This is a genomic window from Nocardia sp. NPDC051990, from assembly GCF_040680755.1.
Classification (GTDB): domain Bacteria; phylum Actinomycetota; class Actinomycetes; order Mycobacteriales; family Mycobacteriaceae; genus Nocardia.
The window spans coordinates 1-19,085 of record NZ_JBFAXH010000001.1 but is presented as its reverse complement, the minus strand read 5'-3'; the positions used below and the strand labels follow the sequence as shown (position 1 = coordinate 19,085).

15 protein-coding genes, 1 tRNA gene and 2 pseudogenes are annotated in these 19,085 nt (G+C 64.7%); 12 read left to right on the top strand and 6 right to left on the bottom strand.

What is annotated here, in order from left to right:
• Positions 1-2 precede the first annotated feature (2 nt).
• Positions 3-593, bottom strand: a complete 591-nt coding sequence (locus AB0L63_RS00090; RefSeq protein ID WP_364492601.1) for a PPA1309 family protein — start codon at positions 591-593, stop codon at positions 3-5.
• Between the two features lie 293 nt (positions 594-886).
• Between AB0L63_RS00090 and AB0L63_RS00085 the strand changes: the two genes are divergently transcribed.
• Positions 887-3,889 carry a UPF0182 family protein gene (locus tag AB0L63_RS00085; RefSeq protein ID WP_364492599.1) on the top strand — a complete coding sequence of 1,001 codons (3,003 nt, stop codon included), beginning with the start codon at positions 887-889 and terminating at the stop codon, positions 3,887-3,889.
• 120 nt (positions 3,890-4,009) lie between these two features.
• Here AB0L63_RS00085 and AB0L63_RS00080 read toward each other — a convergent pair whose 3' ends face one another.
• Positions 4,010-4,549 carry a transglycosylase family protein gene (locus AB0L63_RS00080; RefSeq protein WP_364492597.1) on the bottom strand — a complete coding sequence of 180 codons (540 nt, stop codon included), beginning with the start codon at positions 4,547-4,549 and terminating at the stop codon, positions 4,010-4,012.
• Positions 4,550-5,116: 567 nt separating this feature from the next.
• Here AB0L63_RS00080 and AB0L63_RS00075 point away from each other — a divergent pair.
• Positions 5,117-5,190 (top strand) — tRNA-Met (locus AB0L63_RS00075).
• A gap of 261 nt (positions 5,191-5,451) precedes the next feature.
• Here the strand turns inward: AB0L63_RS00075 and AB0L63_RS00070 are convergent.
• Positions 5,452-6,294 carry an alpha/beta hydrolase gene (locus AB0L63_RS00070; protein ID WP_364492595.1) on the bottom strand — a complete coding sequence of 281 codons (843 nt, stop codon included), beginning with the start codon at positions 6,292-6,294 and terminating at the stop codon, positions 5,452-5,454.
• Between the two features lie 93 nt (positions 6,295-6,387).
• Here AB0L63_RS00070 and AB0L63_RS00065 point away from each other — a divergent pair, with 93 nt between their 5' ends.
• From AB0L63_RS00065 to AB0L63_RS00055, 3 genes and pseudogenes are all read left to right on the top strand, one after another.
• Entirely contained in the window at positions 6,388-6,999 is a 612-nt protein-coding gene (locus AB0L63_RS00065) for a TetR/AcrR family transcriptional regulator (RefSeq protein ID WP_364492593.1), read from the top strand.
• Positions 7,000-7,016: 17 nt separating this feature from the next.
• Positions 7,017-7,298 (top strand): annotated as a pseudogene (locus tag AB0L63_RS00060) (dihydrodipicolinate reductase); the annotation flags it as partial.
• Between the two features lie 146 nt (positions 7,299-7,444).
• Entirely contained in the window at positions 7,445-9,025 is a 1,581-nt protein-coding gene (locus tag AB0L63_RS00055) for an FAD-dependent monooxygenase (RefSeq protein ID WP_364492591.1), read from the top strand.
• Between the two features lie 264 nt (positions 9,026-9,289).
• Here the strand turns inward: AB0L63_RS00055 and AB0L63_RS00050 are convergent, their stop codons facing one another.
• Positions 9,290-9,442 (bottom strand): hypothetical protein, encoded by a 153-nt coding sequence (locus AB0L63_RS00050; protein WP_364492589.1) that lies wholly within the window; start codon positions 9,440-9,442, stop codon positions 9,290-9,292.
• 258 nt (positions 9,443-9,700) lie between these two features.
• On the opposite strand from AB0L63_RS00050, the gene AB0L63_RS00045 reads away from it, so the two are divergent.
• From AB0L63_RS00045 to AB0L63_RS00025, 5 genes and pseudogenes are all read left to right on the top strand, one after another.
• Entirely contained in the window at positions 9,701-11,953 is a 2,253-nt protein-coding gene (locus AB0L63_RS00045) for a hypothetical protein (protein WP_364492586.1), read from the top strand.
• Between the two features lie 80 nt (positions 11,954-12,033).
• Positions 12,034-12,903 carry a MurR/RpiR family transcriptional regulator gene (locus AB0L63_RS00040; protein WP_364492584.1) on the top strand — a complete coding sequence of 290 codons (870 nt, stop codon included), beginning with the start codon at positions 12,034-12,036 and terminating at the stop codon, positions 12,901-12,903.
• 49 nt (positions 12,904-12,952) lie between these two features.
• Entirely contained in the window at positions 12,953-13,717 is a 765-nt protein-coding gene (locus tag AB0L63_RS00035; RefSeq protein WP_364492582.1) for a beta-phosphoglucomutase family hydrolase, read from the top strand.
• A pseudogene (locus AB0L63_RS00030) lies at positions 13,714-14,706 on the top strand (family 65 glycosyl hydrolase); the annotation flags it as partial. The gene AB0L63_RS00035 and the pseudogene AB0L63_RS00030, both read left to right, overlap by 4 nt.
• Positions 14,707-14,908: 202 nt before the next feature.
• A complete protein-coding gene (locus AB0L63_RS00025) occupies positions 14,909-16,336 on the top strand; it encodes a lipase maturation factor family protein (protein WP_364492580.1) in 1,428 nt (475 codons plus the stop codon).
• On the opposite strand, the gene AB0L63_RS00020 is transcribed toward AB0L63_RS00025, so the two are convergent.
• The gene (locus tag AB0L63_RS00020) at positions 16,330-16,731 is read right to left on the bottom strand and encodes a nuclear transport factor 2 family protein (RefSeq protein WP_364492579.1); all 402 of its coding nucleotides are present in this window, start codon (positions 16,729-16,731) and stop codon (positions 16,330-16,332) included. The two genes, AB0L63_RS00025 and AB0L63_RS00020, sit on opposite strands and share 7 nt — an antisense overlap.
• A gap of 87 nt (positions 16,732-16,818) precedes the next feature.
• Here AB0L63_RS00020 and AB0L63_RS00015 point away from each other — a divergent pair, with 87 nt between their 5' ends.
• Together AB0L63_RS00015 and AB0L63_RS00010 are read left to right on the top strand one after the other, a co-directional pair.
• Positions 16,819-17,373: a PadR family transcriptional regulator gene (locus AB0L63_RS00015; protein WP_364492577.1), complete on the top strand. Its 555-nt coding sequence runs from the start codon at positions 16,819-16,821 to the stop codon at positions 17,371-17,373.
• A gap of 181 nt (positions 17,374-17,554) precedes the next feature.
• Entirely contained in the window at positions 17,555-18,019 is a 465-nt protein-coding gene (locus AB0L63_RS00010) for a DUF2231 domain-containing protein (protein ID WP_364492575.1), read from the top strand.
• 159 nt (positions 18,020-18,178) lie between these two features.
• Here AB0L63_RS00010 and AB0L63_RS00005 read toward each other — a convergent pair whose 3' ends face one another.
• The gene (locus tag AB0L63_RS00005) at positions 18,179-18,985 is read right to left on the bottom strand and encodes an SgcJ/EcaC family oxidoreductase (RefSeq protein WP_364492573.1); all 807 of its coding nucleotides are present in this window, start codon (positions 18,983-18,985) and stop codon (positions 18,179-18,181) included.
• Positions 18,986-19,085 lie beyond the last annotated feature (100 nt).

Genomic DNA, 19,085 nt, shown 5'->3' with positions numbered 1-19,085 from the left:
CCTTACTCCAGCGTGTGGTGCAGTGCCTCGATGAGGTTGGGCGCCAGATTCGGATAGGTGCGCAGGTCGAGATCGCCGAAGTCGTCGATATCGTCCTCGGGCTTGACCTGTAGTAGGCACAATTCCGCGCCCGTGCGCAGCACCGCGGCGAACAGTCGGGCCGTGCGCCGCCCCGGATGCGTCTCGGCCGCGGCGCGCGCGGCCGCATCAGCGGCCTCGTGATCGGCGAGCAGCGGTGTGAGCGCATCGTCGAGGGTGCTCTCGGCATCCGGCGGCAGCACCACGATCTCCTGGACCAGCAGACAGCCGCTCACGGCGTCGGGCCAGCTGGTGGTCGCGAGGAATTCGTCCAGCGCCATCGATCCGCCGGTGATGTCGTCCGGGAACGACTCCTGCGCAATGGCAGTCAGCTCGCTACCCTGATCGAGCTCATCGAGCAATCCGGGCTCGGCCGCGACCAGATCCGCTGTCGGCACCAGCGCGAACATCTGCGGAGGTCTGCCCCAACCCTCGGCATCGACGAATTCCGCCACGTCACGGACGGAACGGGCGAGGACGAGTTCGGCGTGCAGGTCTGCGGTCACACTGGACATCCTTCCACCAGCAACCCCGTGTACGTATCCAGGGCGGCGTCATCTCGGAACCATGACGGAGCGAGTTTTACCAGCGAGGAGTTCACCGCCCGTCGCGCGTCTGCGCGAAGGCACGGCCACCGCACATCATGGGCCGCGAACACTGCAGCTGCCGAAGGCGCTGCCACTGTCAAAGCCCGATTCCGTAGAGTGGGCGCGAGACGGTCCGCTCGAGGACCACCTGCAATATTGGACTGCGGTGTGATTGCCGAGAACATCGGTGCGAGCGCCGCCAGACCTTGGAGAGTGGCATCGTGGGCATGCGGCCCCCCACCGGCTTACCTTCGTTGTCCCGACGCAGCCGAGTGCTGCTGGTGGCGGCCATCATCCTGGCGGCCTTGCTGCTGCTGGGACCGCGGCTGACCGACACCTACACGAACTGGTTGTGGTTCGGCGAGGTCGGTTTCCGCAGCGTTTATCTCACCGTATTGCGCACGCGGATCCTGTTGTTCATTGTCGTAACGCTGTTCGTCGGTCTGGTCGTCTGGTTGGCGCTGTTGCTGGCCTACCGGACCAGACCGGTATTCGTGCCGGTAGCGGGGCCGAACGATCCGATCGCGCGCTATCGCACCACCGTGATGAGTCGGCTCAAGCTGTTCGGCATCGGTATCCCGCTGCTGCTCGGCGTGCTGTCCGGCCTGGTAGCGCAGTCGAATTGGGTCACCGTGCAGCTGTTCCTCAATGGCGGTTCGTTCGGCCAGAAAGATCCGCAGTTCGGTCTCGACGTCGGGTTCTACGCCTTCGATCTGCCGTTCTATCGGATGGTGCTGAACTGGCTGTTCGTCGCGGTGGTCATCGCATTCTTCGCGAGCCTGGTGACGCACTATGTCTTCGGGGGCCTGCGCCTGACCGGCCGCGAGGGCGCGCTGACCAAGCCGGCCCGCATCCAGCTGGCGGTGATCGCCGGCATCTTCGTGTTGCTCAAGGCGATTGCCTACTGGTTCGACCGCTACGAGCTGCTGTCGAGCAGTCGTAAGGAGCCGACCTTCACGGGTGGTTCCTACACCGATATCAATGCCGTACTGCCCGCGAAGCTGATCCTGCTGTCCATCGCGGTGATCTGCGCGATCGCCTTCTTCGCCGGTATCGTGCTGCGCGATCTGCGGGTGCCCGCGATGGCGGCCGCACTGCTCCTGCTCTCCTCGGTCCTGGTCGGCGCGGTATGGCCGCTGGTGGTCGAGCAGTTCTCGGTGCGGCCGAACGCCGCCGACAAGGAGAGCGAATACATCGAACGCAATATCGCTGCGACCAGGCAGGCGTTCGGCATCACTTCGGACAAGATCGAGTACAAGGACTACAAGGGCGACAGTTCGAAGAGTCCGCTGGAGGTTCCGGTCGATGCGGCGACGATCGCTAATGCCCGCCTGCTCGATCCGAATATCCTGTCGCCGACCTTCACTCAGCTCAAGCAGTTGAAGAATTTCTACGGCTTCCCGGAGTCGCTGGATATCGACCGCTACACCCTCAACGGCGATACCCAGGACTACATCGTGGCCGCCCGCGAACTGCACCCGTCGGCGCTGAGCGGTAATCAGACCGACTGGATCAACAAGCACACCGTCTACACGCACGGCAACGGCTTCGTGGCGGCGCCCGCCAACCGGGTCAACCGGCCGCAGTACGAGGACCCCAACGCCAATACCGGCGGCAGCAGCGACAGCGGCTATCCCATCTTCCTGGTCAGCGACCTGTTCAACTCGACCGACCAGCAGCAGATCAAGGTCGACCAGCCACGCATCTACTACGGCGAGCTGATCTCGCAGTCCAGCCCGGACTACGCGATCGTTGGCGCGGCCAACGGTCAGCGCCCGCGCGAATACGATACCGACTTAGCGCAGTTCACCTATGACGGCAAGGGTGGCGTGTCGATCGGGAACTGGTTCAATCGGTTGGCCTTCGCGGCCAAGTACACCGAGCGGAATCTGCTGTTCTCCTCGGCCATCGGGGAAAACTCCAAGATCATCTTCAACCGCAGTCCGCGCGAGCGGGTGCAGAAGGTGGCGCCCTGGCTGACCACCGATGGCAATGCCTATCCGGCGGTCGTCAACGGCCGGATCCAGTGGATCGTCGACGCGTACACCACGCTGGACAACTACCCGTACGCGCAGACCACCTCGCTGGAGGGCGCGGTCGAGGACAGCATCGATAAGAAGACCGGAAGGCTGTTGCCGCGCAAGGAGGTCAGCTACATCCGCAACTCGGTGAAGGCCACCGTCGACGCCTACGACGGCACGGTGACCCTCTACGAGGTGGACCCCACCGACCCGGTACTCAAGGCCTGGCGCGGTGTGTTCCCGGGTGCGGTCAAGCCGGAGAGCGAGATCTCGCCGGAACTGCGCGCGCACTTCCGCTATCCCGAGGATCTGTTCAAGGTGCAGCGCGAAATGCTGACCAAATACCACGTGGACAATCCGCGAGAGTTCTTCACCAACAACGCTTTCTGGTCGGTGCCGAGCGATCCGACCACCGAGGGCGGCACCTTCAATCAGCCGCCGTACTACGTGCTGCTCGGTGATGCGTCGGCGAACAATAAGCCGGTATTCAATCTGACCAGCGCGATGGTCGGCTACAACCGGCAGTTCCTGTCCGCCTACATCTCGGTACGCTCCGATCCGGACGGTTACGGCAAATTCACGATCTTGCAATTGCCGACCGATACCCAGACGCAGGGTCCGCAGCAAACGCAGAACAGTATGACGACGGCGCCGGAAGTCTCCAGTCAGAAAACACTGCTGTCGAACTCGAACAAGATCAGATATGGCAATCTGCTGACATTGCCGATCGCCGACGGCGGAATCCTTTATGTGGAGCCGTTCTACAACGAGCGAAATACCGGGGCGGGCACCGCCACCTTCCCGCAGCTGCTGCGAGTACTGGTGAGCTATCGCGATGTGGCGGGCAGTGTGAAGGTCGGCTTCGCCTCCACCCTGGCCGATGCGCTGAATCAGGTGCTGCCGGGGACGGGGTCGCTGGCCACGCCGTTCGGCGGTGATCCGACGAGCAGGCCGAAACCGGGTACCACCCCGCCGTCGGACCGCGGCACTACGCCGCCGACACAGGGCGCTACACCGCCGACTCAGGGCGCCACGCCGCCACCGGCGACCGGGTCCACCGGTAAGGATGCCGCGGCCGTGGAGCTGAACAAGAAGATCGAGAATGTGCGAAATGCCATGAAGTCCGGGAACTTCCAGGACTTCGGCAAGGCGCTGGAGGAACTGGACGCCGCAGTGAAGGCGTATCAGGACGCCGGTCGCTGATCGAACGAGAACGGCCCCGCCACCCGGCTTCTCCTCGAGTTCGGGTGACGGGGCCGTTCTTGTTGACGTCGAAACGACGTCGATCTCGGCGCCGTTGCCGAGAGACGTCCGATTCGTACGTCAGCGGCCGAACGAGTCGATCAGCGCGCCGTTCTGGTCCAGCAGCTGCTGGTACGGGCCCTCGAGGCCGCTCCGCTTGGCCAGCTCGTAGACAGCGGACTTGGCCTGCTCGATGGCGGACTCGGCGTTGGGGACCGGGGCAGGGGCAGGCGCGGCGGGCTCCGGCTCAGCGACGGCCGGACTCGGCTCCGACTCACCGGCACGCAGATACTGACCGCAGACCGGCCAGGCGCCCCGCCCCTGGGTGGCGAGCACATTCTCGGCCACGCGGATCTGCTCTTCCTTGCTGGCATTATTGGCGGAACCGGCGCCACCGTTGGCCGCCCAGGTGCTCTGCGAGAACTGCAGACCGCCGTAATAGCCATTCCCGGTGTTGATACCCCAGTTGCCACCGCTTTCGCACTGCGCGACGCCATCCCAATTGTGGGTCGGGGCGGCCGCGGCGGTGCCGGCGGAAAGACCGAACGGGACGGCAACGATTGCGCCGGTGACAGCGGCATAGCCGAGGGCGCGGGTGCTGAGCTTTCGGTGCTTCGACATGATGTATTCCCTCCCTGCGCCCACCGCCCCCGGCAATGAAAATGCCGGGTCCCTGCCCCCAGGTGTGTCGGGGATCCTCGAACCACGGGACAGGGTCGCCGGTGTTCGGCGGTTCGAGTTCGAGCCCATCACGTTTGATCCGGGCCGTGGCTCGACGGTAACGAAGAAATCTCAGCAGATCACATCTTGATAACTTCTCAATTGCATGATGCGAATAACACGTATATCGATGTTTACCCTGGTCGCAAATGTCGCCGGCATGGATTCCGAATGTTCGGTAATGGCACCGTTATGTGCTCGGGATCACTGTAAAATAGTGGCCCGAGTCACGTTTGAAGCCATTGAGCGATTGCTCACTTGCGTTCTGATCGACTTTCGTCGCCACGCTCGCTCGGTTGTGGGCAGTACGGATTCGGCGCATGCCCGCCGAAGCCCCTAGGTGCCGTCTGTGTGCAACCGCACCCGCCTGTCGCCGCCTGTCGATCGGCCCGCTGACCAGGGAAAACCCCCTGGAAGATGAGCGATTTGCCTTCCGTGTGTAGACGTGTGTAATGTTGTGTTCACCGACGCGGGGTGGAGCAGCTCGGTAGCTCGCTGGGCTCATAACCCAGAGGTCGCAGGTTCAAATCCTGTCCCCGCTACTAGGGAAACGGCCCGGAACTCAATGTTCCGGGCCGTTTTTCGTTTGGTGCGTGTGAACCGCATTCGGGAACGTCAGCTAGAGACGGGAGTGGACGGGCGCTTTCATTTCCACGACGATGCGTGGTGGGTAGCTCTGAGTCCGACCGCACCCACGCCGCCGATATCGTCAGCGCGATGCACGCGCATTGTCGATCGCGTCGCCGGGCGTCCTCCAGCGGGTCACGGTGTGGTTCACCGTGACCCGCCGACAGCTGTGGTGATCAGGAGCGGACGAAGCTCAGCAACGCCTCGTTGACCTCGGCGGCGTGGGTCCACAGGAGTCCGTGTGGGGCTCCGTCGATCTCGACGTAGTCGGCTTCGGGGAAGGCCGCGTGGAAGGGGCGTCCGGTCGCGTCGATCGGCAGGATGTTGTCTTTGGTGCCGTGCAGGATGAGCGCGGGCTTGCCGGATGTGCGGACCGCGGCGACGTCGTCGCGGAAGTCCTCGGTCCAGGTGGGGACGACCGCGTAGGCGGCCACCGGTGCCGAGCCGGTCGCGGTGTTCCAGCTGGCGGTGACGGCCTGCTGGCTGATCCTGCTGCCGAGCGTCTCGCCGAGGTTGTAGAAGTCCTCATAGAACTTGGTGAACCAGGCGAACCGGTCGGCGCGGGCCGCCTCCGCGATGCCGTCGAAGACCTCCTGCGGCACACCGGTCGGGTTGTCGTCGCGACGCACCAGGAACGGTTCCAGTGACGCGAGGAAGGCGAGCTTGGCGACCCGCTCGTGGCCATACCTATTGACGTAGCGGGCGAGTTCGCCGGTGCCCATGGAGAAGCCGACAAGGATCACCTCGCGCAGGTCGAGGGTCTCGAGCAGCGTGTTGAGGTCGGCGGCGAAGGTGTCGTAGTCGTAGCCGGTGCCGACCTTGCTCGACTGTCCGAAGCCGCGGCGGTCGTAGGTGATGACGCGGTAGCCGGCGGCGATCAGCTCGCGGCTCTGTCGCTCCCAACTGTGACCGTCGAGTGGGTAGCCGTGGATGAGGACGATCGGCTGACCGGTCCCGTGGTCTTCGTAGTAGAGCTCGATCGGTGTGCTGTTCTCGGTTCCGACGGCGATGGTGGCCATTTCCATACTCCTCAGATCAGCTGGAGAACGGTCGTTCTCTGGACTGTGCACTACGCTAGAGAACGAACGTTCTCGGCGCAAGGGGAAAAGACCATGATCGACGACACAGCGGCTCGCGAGCGGGTGTTGGCAGCGGCCGATCGACTCTTCTATGCGCACGGAGTCCAGTCCGTGGGCATGGACGCGGTGCGCAGCGAGGCCGGGATATCCCTGAAACGGATCTACTTTCTGTTCCCGTCCAAGGACGACCTGATCGTCGCAGTCCTGCACCGCCGCAGGGCCCAATGGAACGCCGGTATCGCCGCGAGCGCCGAGCACGCGGTCACCGCACGGGAGAAGGTCCTGTCCGTCTTCGACTTCCTCGACGACTGGTTCCGCCAGCCGGACTTCCACGGCTGTGCGTTCATCAACGTTTTCGGTGAACTGAGCGCCGGGTCGGTGAACGTCAGCCGCGTCGTGCGTGAACAAAAGGACGTCTTCCAGCGATACCTCGCCGAACTGGTACACGAGGCCGGCGCCGCCGAGGTCGTCGCGGCGCAGATCGCGATCCTGGTCGAAGGGGCCCAGACCACCGCCGCTATCGCGGGGCGGCCCGACGCCGCCGCCAACGCCCGCGCCGCCGCGACAACCCTTCTCGACGCCGCGTGCGGCTCCACCCCACCGCCTGGAGCTGAGCCCGCCGAACTTTCGCCCCAGACCACGTAGCTATCGGGTCTGCGTTGCTCCTCGAGTTGGTGCCGGTGAGCTGGACGCATCGGGAGTGGCAGCTGACCACCACACGATCCTAGCTGGAATATCAAGGGCTGCTACATAACTCAGATCGAGGGCGATCCGTGCAGCTACAACAAGCACATGATCTTCCCGAAGCCTGGAGCGATCGCTCCAACCCGGATAGCTTCGCGTCTGTCGGCATGACCGTCCGGGTCTGCCCGCATATATGCGATCGTCTCCGTGGTCGTGGCTCCGCCGGGACTGCTGACCAGTACGAACTACCGCTGTGTTGATTCGCCGGTCGGTTCAAATCCGCTCCCGCTGGGGATAACGGGGCGCACCCACTCATTTCCCTTCTCGAGATATAACGCACCCGGGGACTTGCGGCAAGACCCGGGTCGTACCGCAGAATCGCTGGCCGAGGCCAGAACCTGCGGAGATGGGAAGTAACCGAATGCATGTGACCGACACCGATGTGATCATCGTGGGTGCGGGTCCGACCGGGCTGATGCTGGCCGCCGAGCTGCGTCTTGCGGGTGAGCGACCGCTGATATTGGAGCGGCACCCGCAGCCCCGTGACATCCCGAAGGCCGGTGGTATCGGCGGGCAGATTCTGCAACTGCTGCGCTACCGCGGCCTGCTCGAGCGATTCGAAGCAGCGAATACCGACCCCATTCCGGCGCCCCGCTTCCCGTTCGGCGGTGTGCACGTGGACCTCGCACATCTGACGGATCCACCGCTGCACGCGCTGCCGCTCGCACAGCATCGACTCGAGCGTGTGCTCGCCGAACGGGTCCGTGAACTGGGCACCGAGATCCGCCGTGGACACGAGGTGGTCGGGGTGAGCCAGGACGATGCGCTGGTGACCGCGGACGTACGCGGGCCGGACGGGCGGTACCAGGTGACCGCCCGATACCTGGTGGGCTGCGACGGCGGACGCAGCCGGATCCGCGAGATGGCGGGTATCGCATTTCCCGGCACCACGTATCCGGAGGTCAACCGGCTGGCCCAGGTCACCGTGGCCGATTCGGTGACCGTGCTCGACAACGGCGACCTCGTTGTCCCAGGGGGCAACACGATCCGCGCGGGATTCACGCGAACAGAGCGCGGGTTGTTCGCGAACGGGTCGACCACGCCCGGAGTTCTCGGCCTTTTCACCACCGAAGACGAGTCCGGCGAATACGACGATGACGAACCGCTGACCCTGACCGAGTTCCAGGACAGTGTCCATCGCGTGCTCGGCGTGGATCTGCCACTGGGCGAACCGATTCGGCTGTCGCGCTTCACCTTCCAGGATCGGCTGGCCGAACGATACCGCGCCGGTCGGATCCTGCTGGCCGGTGATGCGGCCCACCTGTTTCCCGCCACGGGGGTGGCGATCAATGCGGGCATGCTCGACACGGTCAACCTTGCCTGGAAGCTGGCCGCCGATATCGACGGCTGGGCGCCGGACGGCCTGTTGGACACTTATCACGACGAACGCCACCTGGCGGGCGCCCGCGTCCGGCTACATACACGGGCCCAGGTGGCGTTGCGACGCGGACAGGACCCGGCGGCCGAAGCACTGCGGGAGGTCTTCCAGGAACTGCTCGTCGACGAGCAGCCGCTGCGCCGCGTCGGAGCACTCATCGCTGGCTCCGACATTCGCTACCCGCTGCCCAACCCCAACGAACACGCCTTGACCGGCACCTTCGCACCCGACCTCAGCCTGCATACCGACCAGGGCGCCACCAGCGTCGCGGAACTCACGCACACCGCGCGGCCCATACTGCTCGTTCTCGCCGACCGACCGGAGCTGCGCGAGATCGCCCGAGACTGGCAGCATCGCATCGAAATCCATACCGCCGAAACCGATTACCGACCAGCCGACGCCCTGCTGATTCGCCCCGACGCTCACATTGCCTGGGCGGCAACCGTCGACGAACTCACCGACACCGCCGCGCCCGCGTTGCGCGCTGCGCTCGCCGATTGGTTCGGTGCACCCCGGCAAGCGCCGGTGCCCGTCGATCAGCCCGGCTGATCGGCCGGTGTCCAGTGGTCGGTGTCCAGTGGCACTGCTTCCGCCATTTCCCACTAGCGGGGGCAATGCCGATGCGCCGTTGGTATCGACGAGGACCAATCCGATACTCGTGCATGCGTTTATCGGCGATCCGGCGGCGGGCAATGGCGATGAGATACTCGATCCCGATCGTTCGATGTTGAGTGCAGTGTTCGAAGGCACGCTCGCCGAACGGATCTTGTGGAAGGCGGGCGGGGCCGCGACGGTATCGCGCCTGCTGGTCATTCAGCGGGCGAGGGTGGCGGTGTCCCAGTCGCCGTCGCTGAGGGTTTGATCGGCTGCGAAGGCCGCGGCGGCGAAAAGGGGTGCGCTCAGCGCGATTACGGCCGCCAAGCGGCGGATGAGTGCTCGATTGTGGAGATTTCGGCGAGACTGCATCGGCGCCGCACCGGTGTGTCGTTGGGAATCGCCGGAAGTGGACGCTAGGTGAACAACTGGTTTCTCAGAAGTATTGCCCCGCAACAATAGTTGCGTCATGCTGAGGGTGTGGCCAGACGGTCGAAGAGGCGGCCGATCCGGCCGAGGTCGGGATCCGAGGATCCGAAGGGGTGCTGTCCGCACCCCGTTACGTTGTTGCATCGATTCCGTACCAGCCGTTGGCCGCGGCGCGTCGGTTGGCTGCTTGCCGTCATTTTCGTGTTGTTCGTCTTTCCCGGACTTGTCGGCGCGGTGGCCAGTGCGCAGTACCAGGCCGCGGCGACCGGCGGCGCTGTCTCCGAAATCGACGGTCTCAGTTGGATGCACATTCGCGATTCGTCCGGGGTTCCGCTGGCCAACTACACCTTCGCCACCGACCACGGCGGGTTGCTGGATCCGGGCTCGACGATTCTCTGGGCGATCCTCGGTTTCGAATTCATCGGCTATATCGCCATCGTGACGACCGCGATCTGGTTGATCGGCAATGCACTGAGCTTCCAGTGGCTCAACATGTTCGGCTCGGCACTGACCGGCGTCGCGGACCGGCTGACCGGTACGATCGCGACGCCGATGCTGCTGATCACCGCCGCGACGATCGGCGCATTTTGCGTCGCCTGGTTCTGGATGCGTGGTTATCACGCCAAGGCGGTGCTGCAGATCGTCACGATGCTCGGTGTCGCGGTGCTCGGTCCGTTATTCCTGGCCGAACCGCTCGGCGATGTGCTGTCCTCGGACGGATTGCTCGCCAAGGGGCGGGATTTGGGAATTTCGGTGGCGGCCGGGCTGAACGGCAACAACAATCCGAATCCGAATAATCTGGTGGCGACCATGCAGCAGGATCTGGCGGACAGTTTCGCCCGCCGCCCGGTGCAGGTGTGGAATTTCGGACATGTGGTCGACGAGCAACCGGCTTGCCGGTCGGCCTGGACTGCCGGTATGGCCGCGGGCGATGACGAGCGGGTCCGCAAGGGCATGTTGAGCTGCGGCGACTCCGCCGCCCACGCCAAGGCTGAGAATCCGACCATGGGTCAGGTCGGTACCGGTCTGATGCTGTTGATCTGCGGCGGCATCCTGTTGGCCTTCGCGGTGGTGCTCGGCATCCGGGTCATCAAGGCCGCCCTGGACACGATCTACCACGGGTTCATGTCGATATTCGGTTTCGCCGCAGGCGGATTCGTCTACGGACCGACGCAGACCTTTCTGGTCCGCAATATCGTCGACGGCTTTGTCGCGGCGGGCCGGATGACCGCCTACACCATCTTCCTCGGCATCTACGTGCTGTTCATGGGCAACCTGTTCGCGCAGGCGAAGGGGCAGACCATGGCGGTGATCGTCATCGCGGGCACCGTCGAGATCATCGCCATTTCCCAGCTCAAACGTCTGAACCGCGGCCTCAGTCGAGGCAACGACTGGATCGCCAACCGGTTCGCGCTGGCGATACAGGGGCGCCCGGCTGGCGGAGGCGGTGGCGGCACCGCTTTGGGGATGGGGACCTCGCGTGCCGGGGGGAGTCTGGGACGCAGGATCATGACCGGCTTGGGCAATATCAATACGGCCAATACCGACCCGGTAGTCGCCTGGCTGGCGATGAAGACACCCAGACCGCTGGATCCCTATGCGAGACTGCGGAAGAGGGCCGACCTGAACAATATGTTCGTCGCGGCCGCGGGCATGTCACGCGAGGCCGCGGAAGAGGGACAGGCGGCGCGCGCTGTGTACGATGCCAAGGCGCTGGCGCGCGCGGACGCCTTCGGCGGCATCCTCGATCACGTGGGCGCGGCCCACGCGCGCGATGGTCTCGGCGATATGGGTGCCGGTTCCTCGAACATCATCGGCTCGCTGACCCGTCTCGGTCTCGACAAGGACCGGATCGGCAGGATCCAGTCTGCAATAGCTATTCAGAAGGCGACCACGCCGCCGAACGCGTTCGAGTTCGCGCCGCGGGCCAAGGCGGAGGCCGCCTTGCACGCGGCGGCGAACCGTCCCGGCTCAGGCATGGCCAAAGAATTGGCTGGCCAGGCGCATGTCGCGGCCGACAACTTCAAGAACAACGTCCCACGGCCCATACCGAATGCACTCGTCGACGACGACTTCGTGAAGCACGTCGACAGGGTCGTGCGGAGTGGTCAGTCGCTCGATACGATCGGTCCGGATGTTTGGAGCAGGGCGGACAAGGCGACGTTGCAAAAAGTCGGACAGAATCTCGCGGAAGACTACTTCAAGTCCGTCGACAAGTGGGCGTACAACATGACCGACGAAAATCTCGCCGAAGCCATGACCAAGATGGAGCATGCGCGCATGTTCGATGGCCTCACCGACGGCCTTGTGAACGATCCGTGGTCGGGCCTGCGGATGCGGAACCTGAACATCCAACCGGATGATCCATTCGCGCAGAGAAGCTGGCGAAGTATTCAGCCACCGCCACCGCCACCGCCACCGCCACCGCGACAGCGACAGCGACGGCGCCCCTGAGGGTTGGAGGCGGTTGCCCTGGGGCACTAGAATCTTACGGCCCGTCAGTTATGGTGTGGGCCTATCGTTCGAGTACCCGAATGATCGTGAGGCTCACTGTGCGCGACAGGGCACCAACCACCTTTCAGGAATTACGTGCCCTTTTGCAGCAGCGCTTGCCCGAACTAGCCGACGGTCAACAGCGAATAGCCAGGCTGATACTGGATGATCCGGAGGGCACCGCCTTCCGCAGTATCGGCCGCAGCGCCGAACTGGCGGGCGTACATCGTTCCTCGCTGGTGCGATTCGCGACCATGCTCGGGCTGCCCGGTTATCCGGCCGTGGTCGAGCTGTGCCGAAGACAACTGGCCGCCGAGGCGTATCTGGTACGAAGACCACCCGATGCGCCGTCGCCGACATCGAACGACGAATTCTTCACCGCGATAACCGAATACGATACGAACAATATGTCGCGTACCTTCGCGCGCATCGATCGTGGTGACTGGGACCGGGCGGTCGAGACGCTGGCCCATGCGGCGACTGTGCACGTCATCGGGCTGCGGCGCTGCCTCGCCATCGCCTATGCCGCCACCTACCAGCTGCAGCTGGTGCGCCATCGGGTCCGGCAGCTCGGGGCGACCGCCCGCCTACTGACCGATGAACTGCGCGATATCGAACCCGGCGACGCCCTCATCGCGGTATCGATCCGCCGCTATAGCAGTGACACCGTGCGCGCGGTCGAGTCGGCGCGCCGCCGTGGTGCCACCACCATCGCCCTGACCGATGACGCGTCCTCCCCGCTGGCTCGCATCGCCGATGTGACCTTCTATGTCGGAACCGGCTCGCTCACCGTCCTGCGTTCCCTCACCGCCTTCACCGGACTGGTCCACGCCCTGGTCACCGCCATCGCACTGCGCCTGGAATCCGTCGGCACCGATACCGACATCCTCGACGACCAGTTGCTCGAATAGTCACGAACACGCGCTGTTTGCCGCCGCCATCCTCGGGTACCGCTGGGTTATGACGCCCAGTCATGATCTCCAGGGGCTCGGATTGCCCGAAACGATCTCGGTGGCGCTGTTCGACCTCGATGGTGTGTTGACCGATACCGCGGCGGTGCACCGGCGGGCGTGGAAAGCGGTCTTCGACGAGTTTCTGGCCGGCCGAAGCCCCGGCCCGTTCCGGCCGTTCAGCGATGCGGACTATCTGGGCTATGTGGATGGCCGGTCGCGGGCCGACGGTATCCGGGAGTTCCTGAAATCGCGGGGGATCGCGCTGCCGGAGGAGGAAACCGATGCGGCGGCGGGCGAGCCGACCGTGCATGGGCTCGGCGATCGGAAGAATCGGCTGTTCCTGTCATTCCTCGCCCGCGACGGCGTACACGTCTATCCGGGATCGCTGGCCTATCTGACCGCGGTGCGCACCGCCGGGTTGCGGACCGGTGTGGTGACCGCATCGGCGAATGCCCATGAGGTACTGACGGTCGCGGATATGGCCCGGTTCGTCGATGTGCGTATCGACGGACTCGAGATCGCCCGCCGCGGCCTGCGCGGCAAACCCGCGCCGGACGCATTTCTCGCGGCCGCACAGGCGCTGGACGCCGAGCCGAAACAGGCCGCGGCGTTCGAGGATGCCATTGCCGGGGTGACGGCCGGGCGGTCCGCGGAATTCGGATATGTGGTCGGCGTCGATCGCGTGCGCGATGGCACGCAGGCCGAGGCATTGCGTCGGGCCGGGGCGGATGTGGTTGTCACCGATCTGGCCGAGCTCGGGTCACAGCAATGACTACCGATTGCCGTGGCTTCGAGATCGCGCCATGGCAATTACGTTGGTGCGGACTGGAGCTCGACGCATTACCCCGAAGCGAATCGATCTTCGCGCTCGCCAATGGACATCTCGGGCTGCGCGGCACGCTGGAGGAGGGGGAGCCGGTCGGCAAGCCGGGGACCTACCTCAACGGGTTCTACGAGAAGCGCCGATTACCTTATGCCGAAGCGGGATACGGCTATCCCGAGGTGGGGCAGACCGTTGTCAATGTGACCGACGGGAAGATCATCCGGCTGCTCGTCGAGGACGAGCCGATGGATATGCGCTACGGCAGGGCTGTCGAACACGAACGGGTGCTGGACTTTCGGTCCGGTACGTTGCGGCGCACCACGGTATGGACCTCACCGACGGGTCGCTGCGTGCGCATCCGCTCGGAGCGGCTGGTGTCGTTCACCGAACGCGCGCTGGCCGCGATCCGCTATGAGGTCGAACCGCTCGATGACGATCTCGAGCTGGTCATCCAATCGGATCTGCTCGCCAATGAACCGGTTCCGATCGCGCACGGCGATCCCCGGCTCGCCGCGGCGCTGGACCATCCTTTGGTCGCGGACTTCTGCACCGCCCGTGACTTCGCTGCGGTGCTCGTCCACCACACCCGGCGCTCCGGGTTGCGCATGGCCGCGGCCATGGACCACGAACTCGAGGTCGACGCGACCCCGCGCTGCAGTGTGCACGCCGAGGAGGATCTGGCGCGCTTGACGATCGCGGTCGATGCCGCGAAGGGCCAGCGCGTGCGATTGACGAAGTATCTCGGCTACGGATGGTCGAGCCGGCGTTCGGTTCCAGCGCTGCGGGCCCAGGTGGATGCGGCATTGGCCGCGGGCCTCGAGACCGGCTGGGATACCTTGCTCGCCCGGCAGCGCGCGTATCTGGACCACTTCTGGTCCACCGCCGATATCGAGATCGACGGGGATCCGGAACTCCAGCAGGCCGTCCGATTCGCGCTGTGCCGTCGAGATCACCGGCGATTCCGCGACTTATCAACTGCTGTCCGGGGATTCGTTCATCATGCGCCACCACGGTCGCAGTACAACGCTCGGCACTGTCGCGGTGACGCTGTCGATCCCCCGGCAATCCAACCGACCCGAGCCGCTGCTACCCGAGGGACGGGCGCCATATCGGCGGCGGTAGCGGTACGAAGGAGCGGGCATGCCATCGTTCACCGAATCCGAGTACTGGTTGGGCAGGCTGGTTTTCCAGCGCGGTCTGGCCGTCATCTATCTGATCGCCTTTGTGGCGGCGGCGCGGCAATTCCGAGCGCTCATCGGCGCGCAGGGGATGTTGCCGGTGCCGCGATTCATCCGTCGGGTCGCGTTTCGGCGGGCCCCCAGCATCTTTCATATCCACTACTCGGACCGGTTCTTCGCCCTCGTCACCTGGTCCGGTGCGGCGCTGTCGGCCGCGGTGGCGGCGGGTGCGTTGCATCTGGTGCCGCTGTGGGCGGCGATGCTGGTGTGGGCGGTGCTGTGGGCGCTGTACCTGTCGATCGTGAATGTGGGACAGGCGTGGTACGCGTTCGGGTGGGAGTCGCTGCTGCTGGAGGCAGGATTCCTGGCGATCTTCCTCGGCAATGATCGGGTCGCGCCGCCGGTGCTGGTGTTGTGGTTGGCGCGGTGGCTGCTGTTCCGGGTGGAGTTCGGCGCCGGCCTGATCAAGATACGTGGCGATTCCTGCTGGCGCGATCTGACCTGCTTGTACTACCACCACGAGACCCAACCGATGCCCGGCCCGCTGAGCTGGTTCTTCCATCGCCTGCCCAAACCGCTGCATCGAGTGGAGGTGGCGGCCAACCATTTCGCCCAACTCGTGGTGCCCTGGGGACTTTTCGCGCCGCAGCCGGTGGCGAGCGTGGCCGCCACGTTCATCATTGTCACGCAGCTGTGGCTGGTGCTCTCGGGCAACTTCGCCTGGTTGAACTGGGTAACGATCCTCTTGGCCACCACCGCGATCGATGCGTCCTCGGCGAAAGCGATACTGCCCGTGCCAGATCCGCCGTCGATGTCCGCGGCACCGCCGTGGTTCGTCGGTCTGGTGCTCGCGTGCACCGTCGTGGTGGTATTCCTCAGCTACTGGCCCGCCCGCAATCTGCTTTCGCGCCAGCAGCGAATGAATGCGTCGTTCAACCCGTTACACCTGGTCAATACCTACGGTGCCTTCGGCAGTATCGGTCGTACCCGCGAGGAGGTGGTGTTCGAGGGCACCGACGAGCCGGATATCACCGACGAGACGCTGTGGCGGGAGTACGAGTTCAAGGGTAAGCCGGGAGATCCGCGGCGATGGCCACGGCAATGGGCCCCGTACCACCTCAGGTTGGACTGGCTGATGTGGTTCGCCGCGATCTCCCCGTCCTACGCCCGCGGTTGGCTGCTCGGCTTCGTCGAACGGCTGCTGCGCAACGACCCCGCGACCCTGCGGCTACTGCGCCGCTGCCCCTTCCCCGACTCACCGCCGATATATGTGCGAGCGCGAATATACCTGTACCGCTTCGCAACTCGCGCCGAACTCCAGCACGAGCGGATATTGTGGCACCGCACTCTGGTCGGTGAGTATCTCCCGCCGATGGCGCTGAGTCAGTAGAAGCTGCGCCCGGCGGGGCCGCCGGAGACCGACCAGACCTCGGTGATCTGCCCGGCGGTGACGCGCAAGATATCGGTGCCGCTCACATCGATCTGCTTGCCATCCGGTTCGGTGCGTACCGCACCGTACGGCCTGGCCACGAATCCCGTTCGGGTGTCATCCATTTCGATGACCGGCTCGCCCTGGGGTGTGAATCGGATTCCGGGACGCTGCTCGCGGAATTCGGCGACCTTGGTGGCCAAGGTCTGCGGGTCGCGGATGGTGTCGTACTCGCTCGCGCCCGGTTGGGCATAGCGGAGGGTGAATTCGGGGGCCATGATCTTTTCCGCGAGCGGCAGGTCGCCGTTCCACATCGCGGTCCATTCGTCGAACAGGGTGATGCCGAAGGCGCGCACCATAACTCCTCAATAGTACCATTGATATGGTCTCGATGGCACTAACATATAGTCTCAGTGAGACGGTGTCAATGAGATGGAGGAGGCATGGCGGATCTCGGGCCGCAGGACCACATCGTGCTGGGGCTCATCGCCCGGCACGGACCGCTCACACCCTATGAGTTGAAGGCTCTACTCGAGGAAAGCGTCGACTACTTCTGGCCGGTACCGCACGCGCAGCTCTACCGGATTCCCGTGCGCCTGGCCGAACAGGGCCTGCTCGACGAGGAGGCCGAGCAGGGTGGACGTCGTCGTCGTCTCTTCCATCTGACCGGCAAGGGCCGGGCCGAACTGAAGCGCTGGCTCGCCGATCCGCAGAGCCCGCCCGCCGAGACCCGGGATCCGGCACAGCTCAAGCTCTTCTTCGCGGATCTGGGTGCACCGGGCGATGTGGTCGCCCTGGCGAACAGCGAGGCCGCGGAACACCGCCGCCTGCTAGGGCTGTATCGATCGCTGCACGCCGAGATCGACCCGGGCGACGAGGTGCGCGCGGTCTCGCGTGCGCGCATTCTGCGGCTCGGCATCCGGCACGAACAGGCCTATGTCGAGTTCTGGGAAGACCTCGCCGCCGACCCCGAATACCGGGAACGGCGGCGGAAGTAGTGGAAGTCAGGCGCGGCGGGCGCGCTCGACGAAGCGGACGCTCAGAGCGATCAGCGGGGTGAAGAAGACGATCGACAAGACGGGCACGCGCCGGGATGAACCACGTGCCGCGCTGAATCGTGAGGTGAGGGAGATGCTTGGGCCGCGACCGCGGCGCGGTCACGAAATTCAGGAGTGCCTCATGTCGACAATCAACGGACTACCCGCCCACGTACTGCTGGTGCACATCATCGTCGTCTTCGTACCGCTGACCGCGACGCTACTTATCTTGTCAGCGGTCTGGTCCGCGGCCCGTCGCCGACTGATCTGGCTGGTCACGGCGCTGGCCGCGATCACCGTAGCCCTGACCCCGGTGACGACCGAGGCGGGAGAGTGGCTCCGGCACAAGCTCGGCGGATCCCCCGCCATCGATAAGCACGCAAATCTCGGCAACACGATGATCTACTTCGCGGTGCCCCTAGTGCTCGTCACCGCCCTGCTCATCATCATCCACCTGCGCGACGAGCGCGGACGCCCAGTAACTCGCGTGGTCACCGTACTGGCTGTGGTGCTGGCCATCGCCGCAGGCGTCGCGGCGACCACCCAGGTCTACCGCGTAGGAGACTCGGGCTCCCACGCGGTGTGGAGTGCCCACGGGGCGGACTAGGTTCTGCTCCCCATAGGTTTCGGAACCGGCCTGCTGATTTATATGGCTGCCTTGTCGGCGAGGCGTACCCGGTAGGCGGCGAATTTGCGGCGGTTGCGTTCGGTCCAGGACACGCTTCGTCACGATGACCACGTCTGCTCGCGGCCCACCGCGGACCAGCTAGATCGAGTGAATGAATACGCGGATAGCGGTGATTTGTCGACTGTCGGGGGCGAACTCGACGAAGGCGACACCCTGGGCCGAGTCCAGTCGGACGCTGGCACTCACCATGCGACCGGCGGCGATCAGCTTGTCCCACTGCATATTTCGCGCTCGATTGGTGAACTCCTCCAGCGAGATCCTGGTTCCGGCCGGGAGTTCGATCATCGTGCGCTCGTCGAGCAGGCGACGAACTCGCGAGATATCTGTGGCCGCCGCAGCCGAGAACACCTGGACCACAGCGCGTTTGCCCGCTCGGCCGATACTGCGCATGGCCTGCATCATGCCGAACATGCCGTCGAAGCCCTGATTGGCGATCAGCTGCGGACCCAATTTCAATGCGGCGCCGAGTCCGGGCAGTCCGGTGCGCAGTAACTGCACGATCATCGCGGCCAGTTCCCAATGGGCGGCCAGCCGGCTGATCTTCCAGGCGCCGTCTTCCTCGACGAGGTCGTAGCGCAGGTGCATGGGTACCGCGACGGTGGCGCCGGTCGACATGGTTGTGCGGATCAGTAGGTCACGGACCACGGTGGCCGAGCCGATGAAGTCGTGGTCGATCTCGAAGGCGATGATGTTGGGGCCGATGAAGGTGTCGTAGAACCGTTCGATCGCCGCGCGGCCGATATGCGGGCGGGAACCGACCGGATCGTTGACGGTGGCATCGGCGGCGAACAGGTCGACCCAGGCCGTCTTGTCGTGTGCCGCGACCGCACGCGGTGATGCCTGGACGGCCGCGATCAGTTCTTTGGCTGTGGAATCCAGCGGCATGACGGTTCCCTAAGTTTGTAGTGTCTGGGGTTGATGCCCTGGATGCCCAGGGCGGTGGGGTGTAGCTGATGACTGTTTGCCTCTGTTGTGGCTCGGGAGG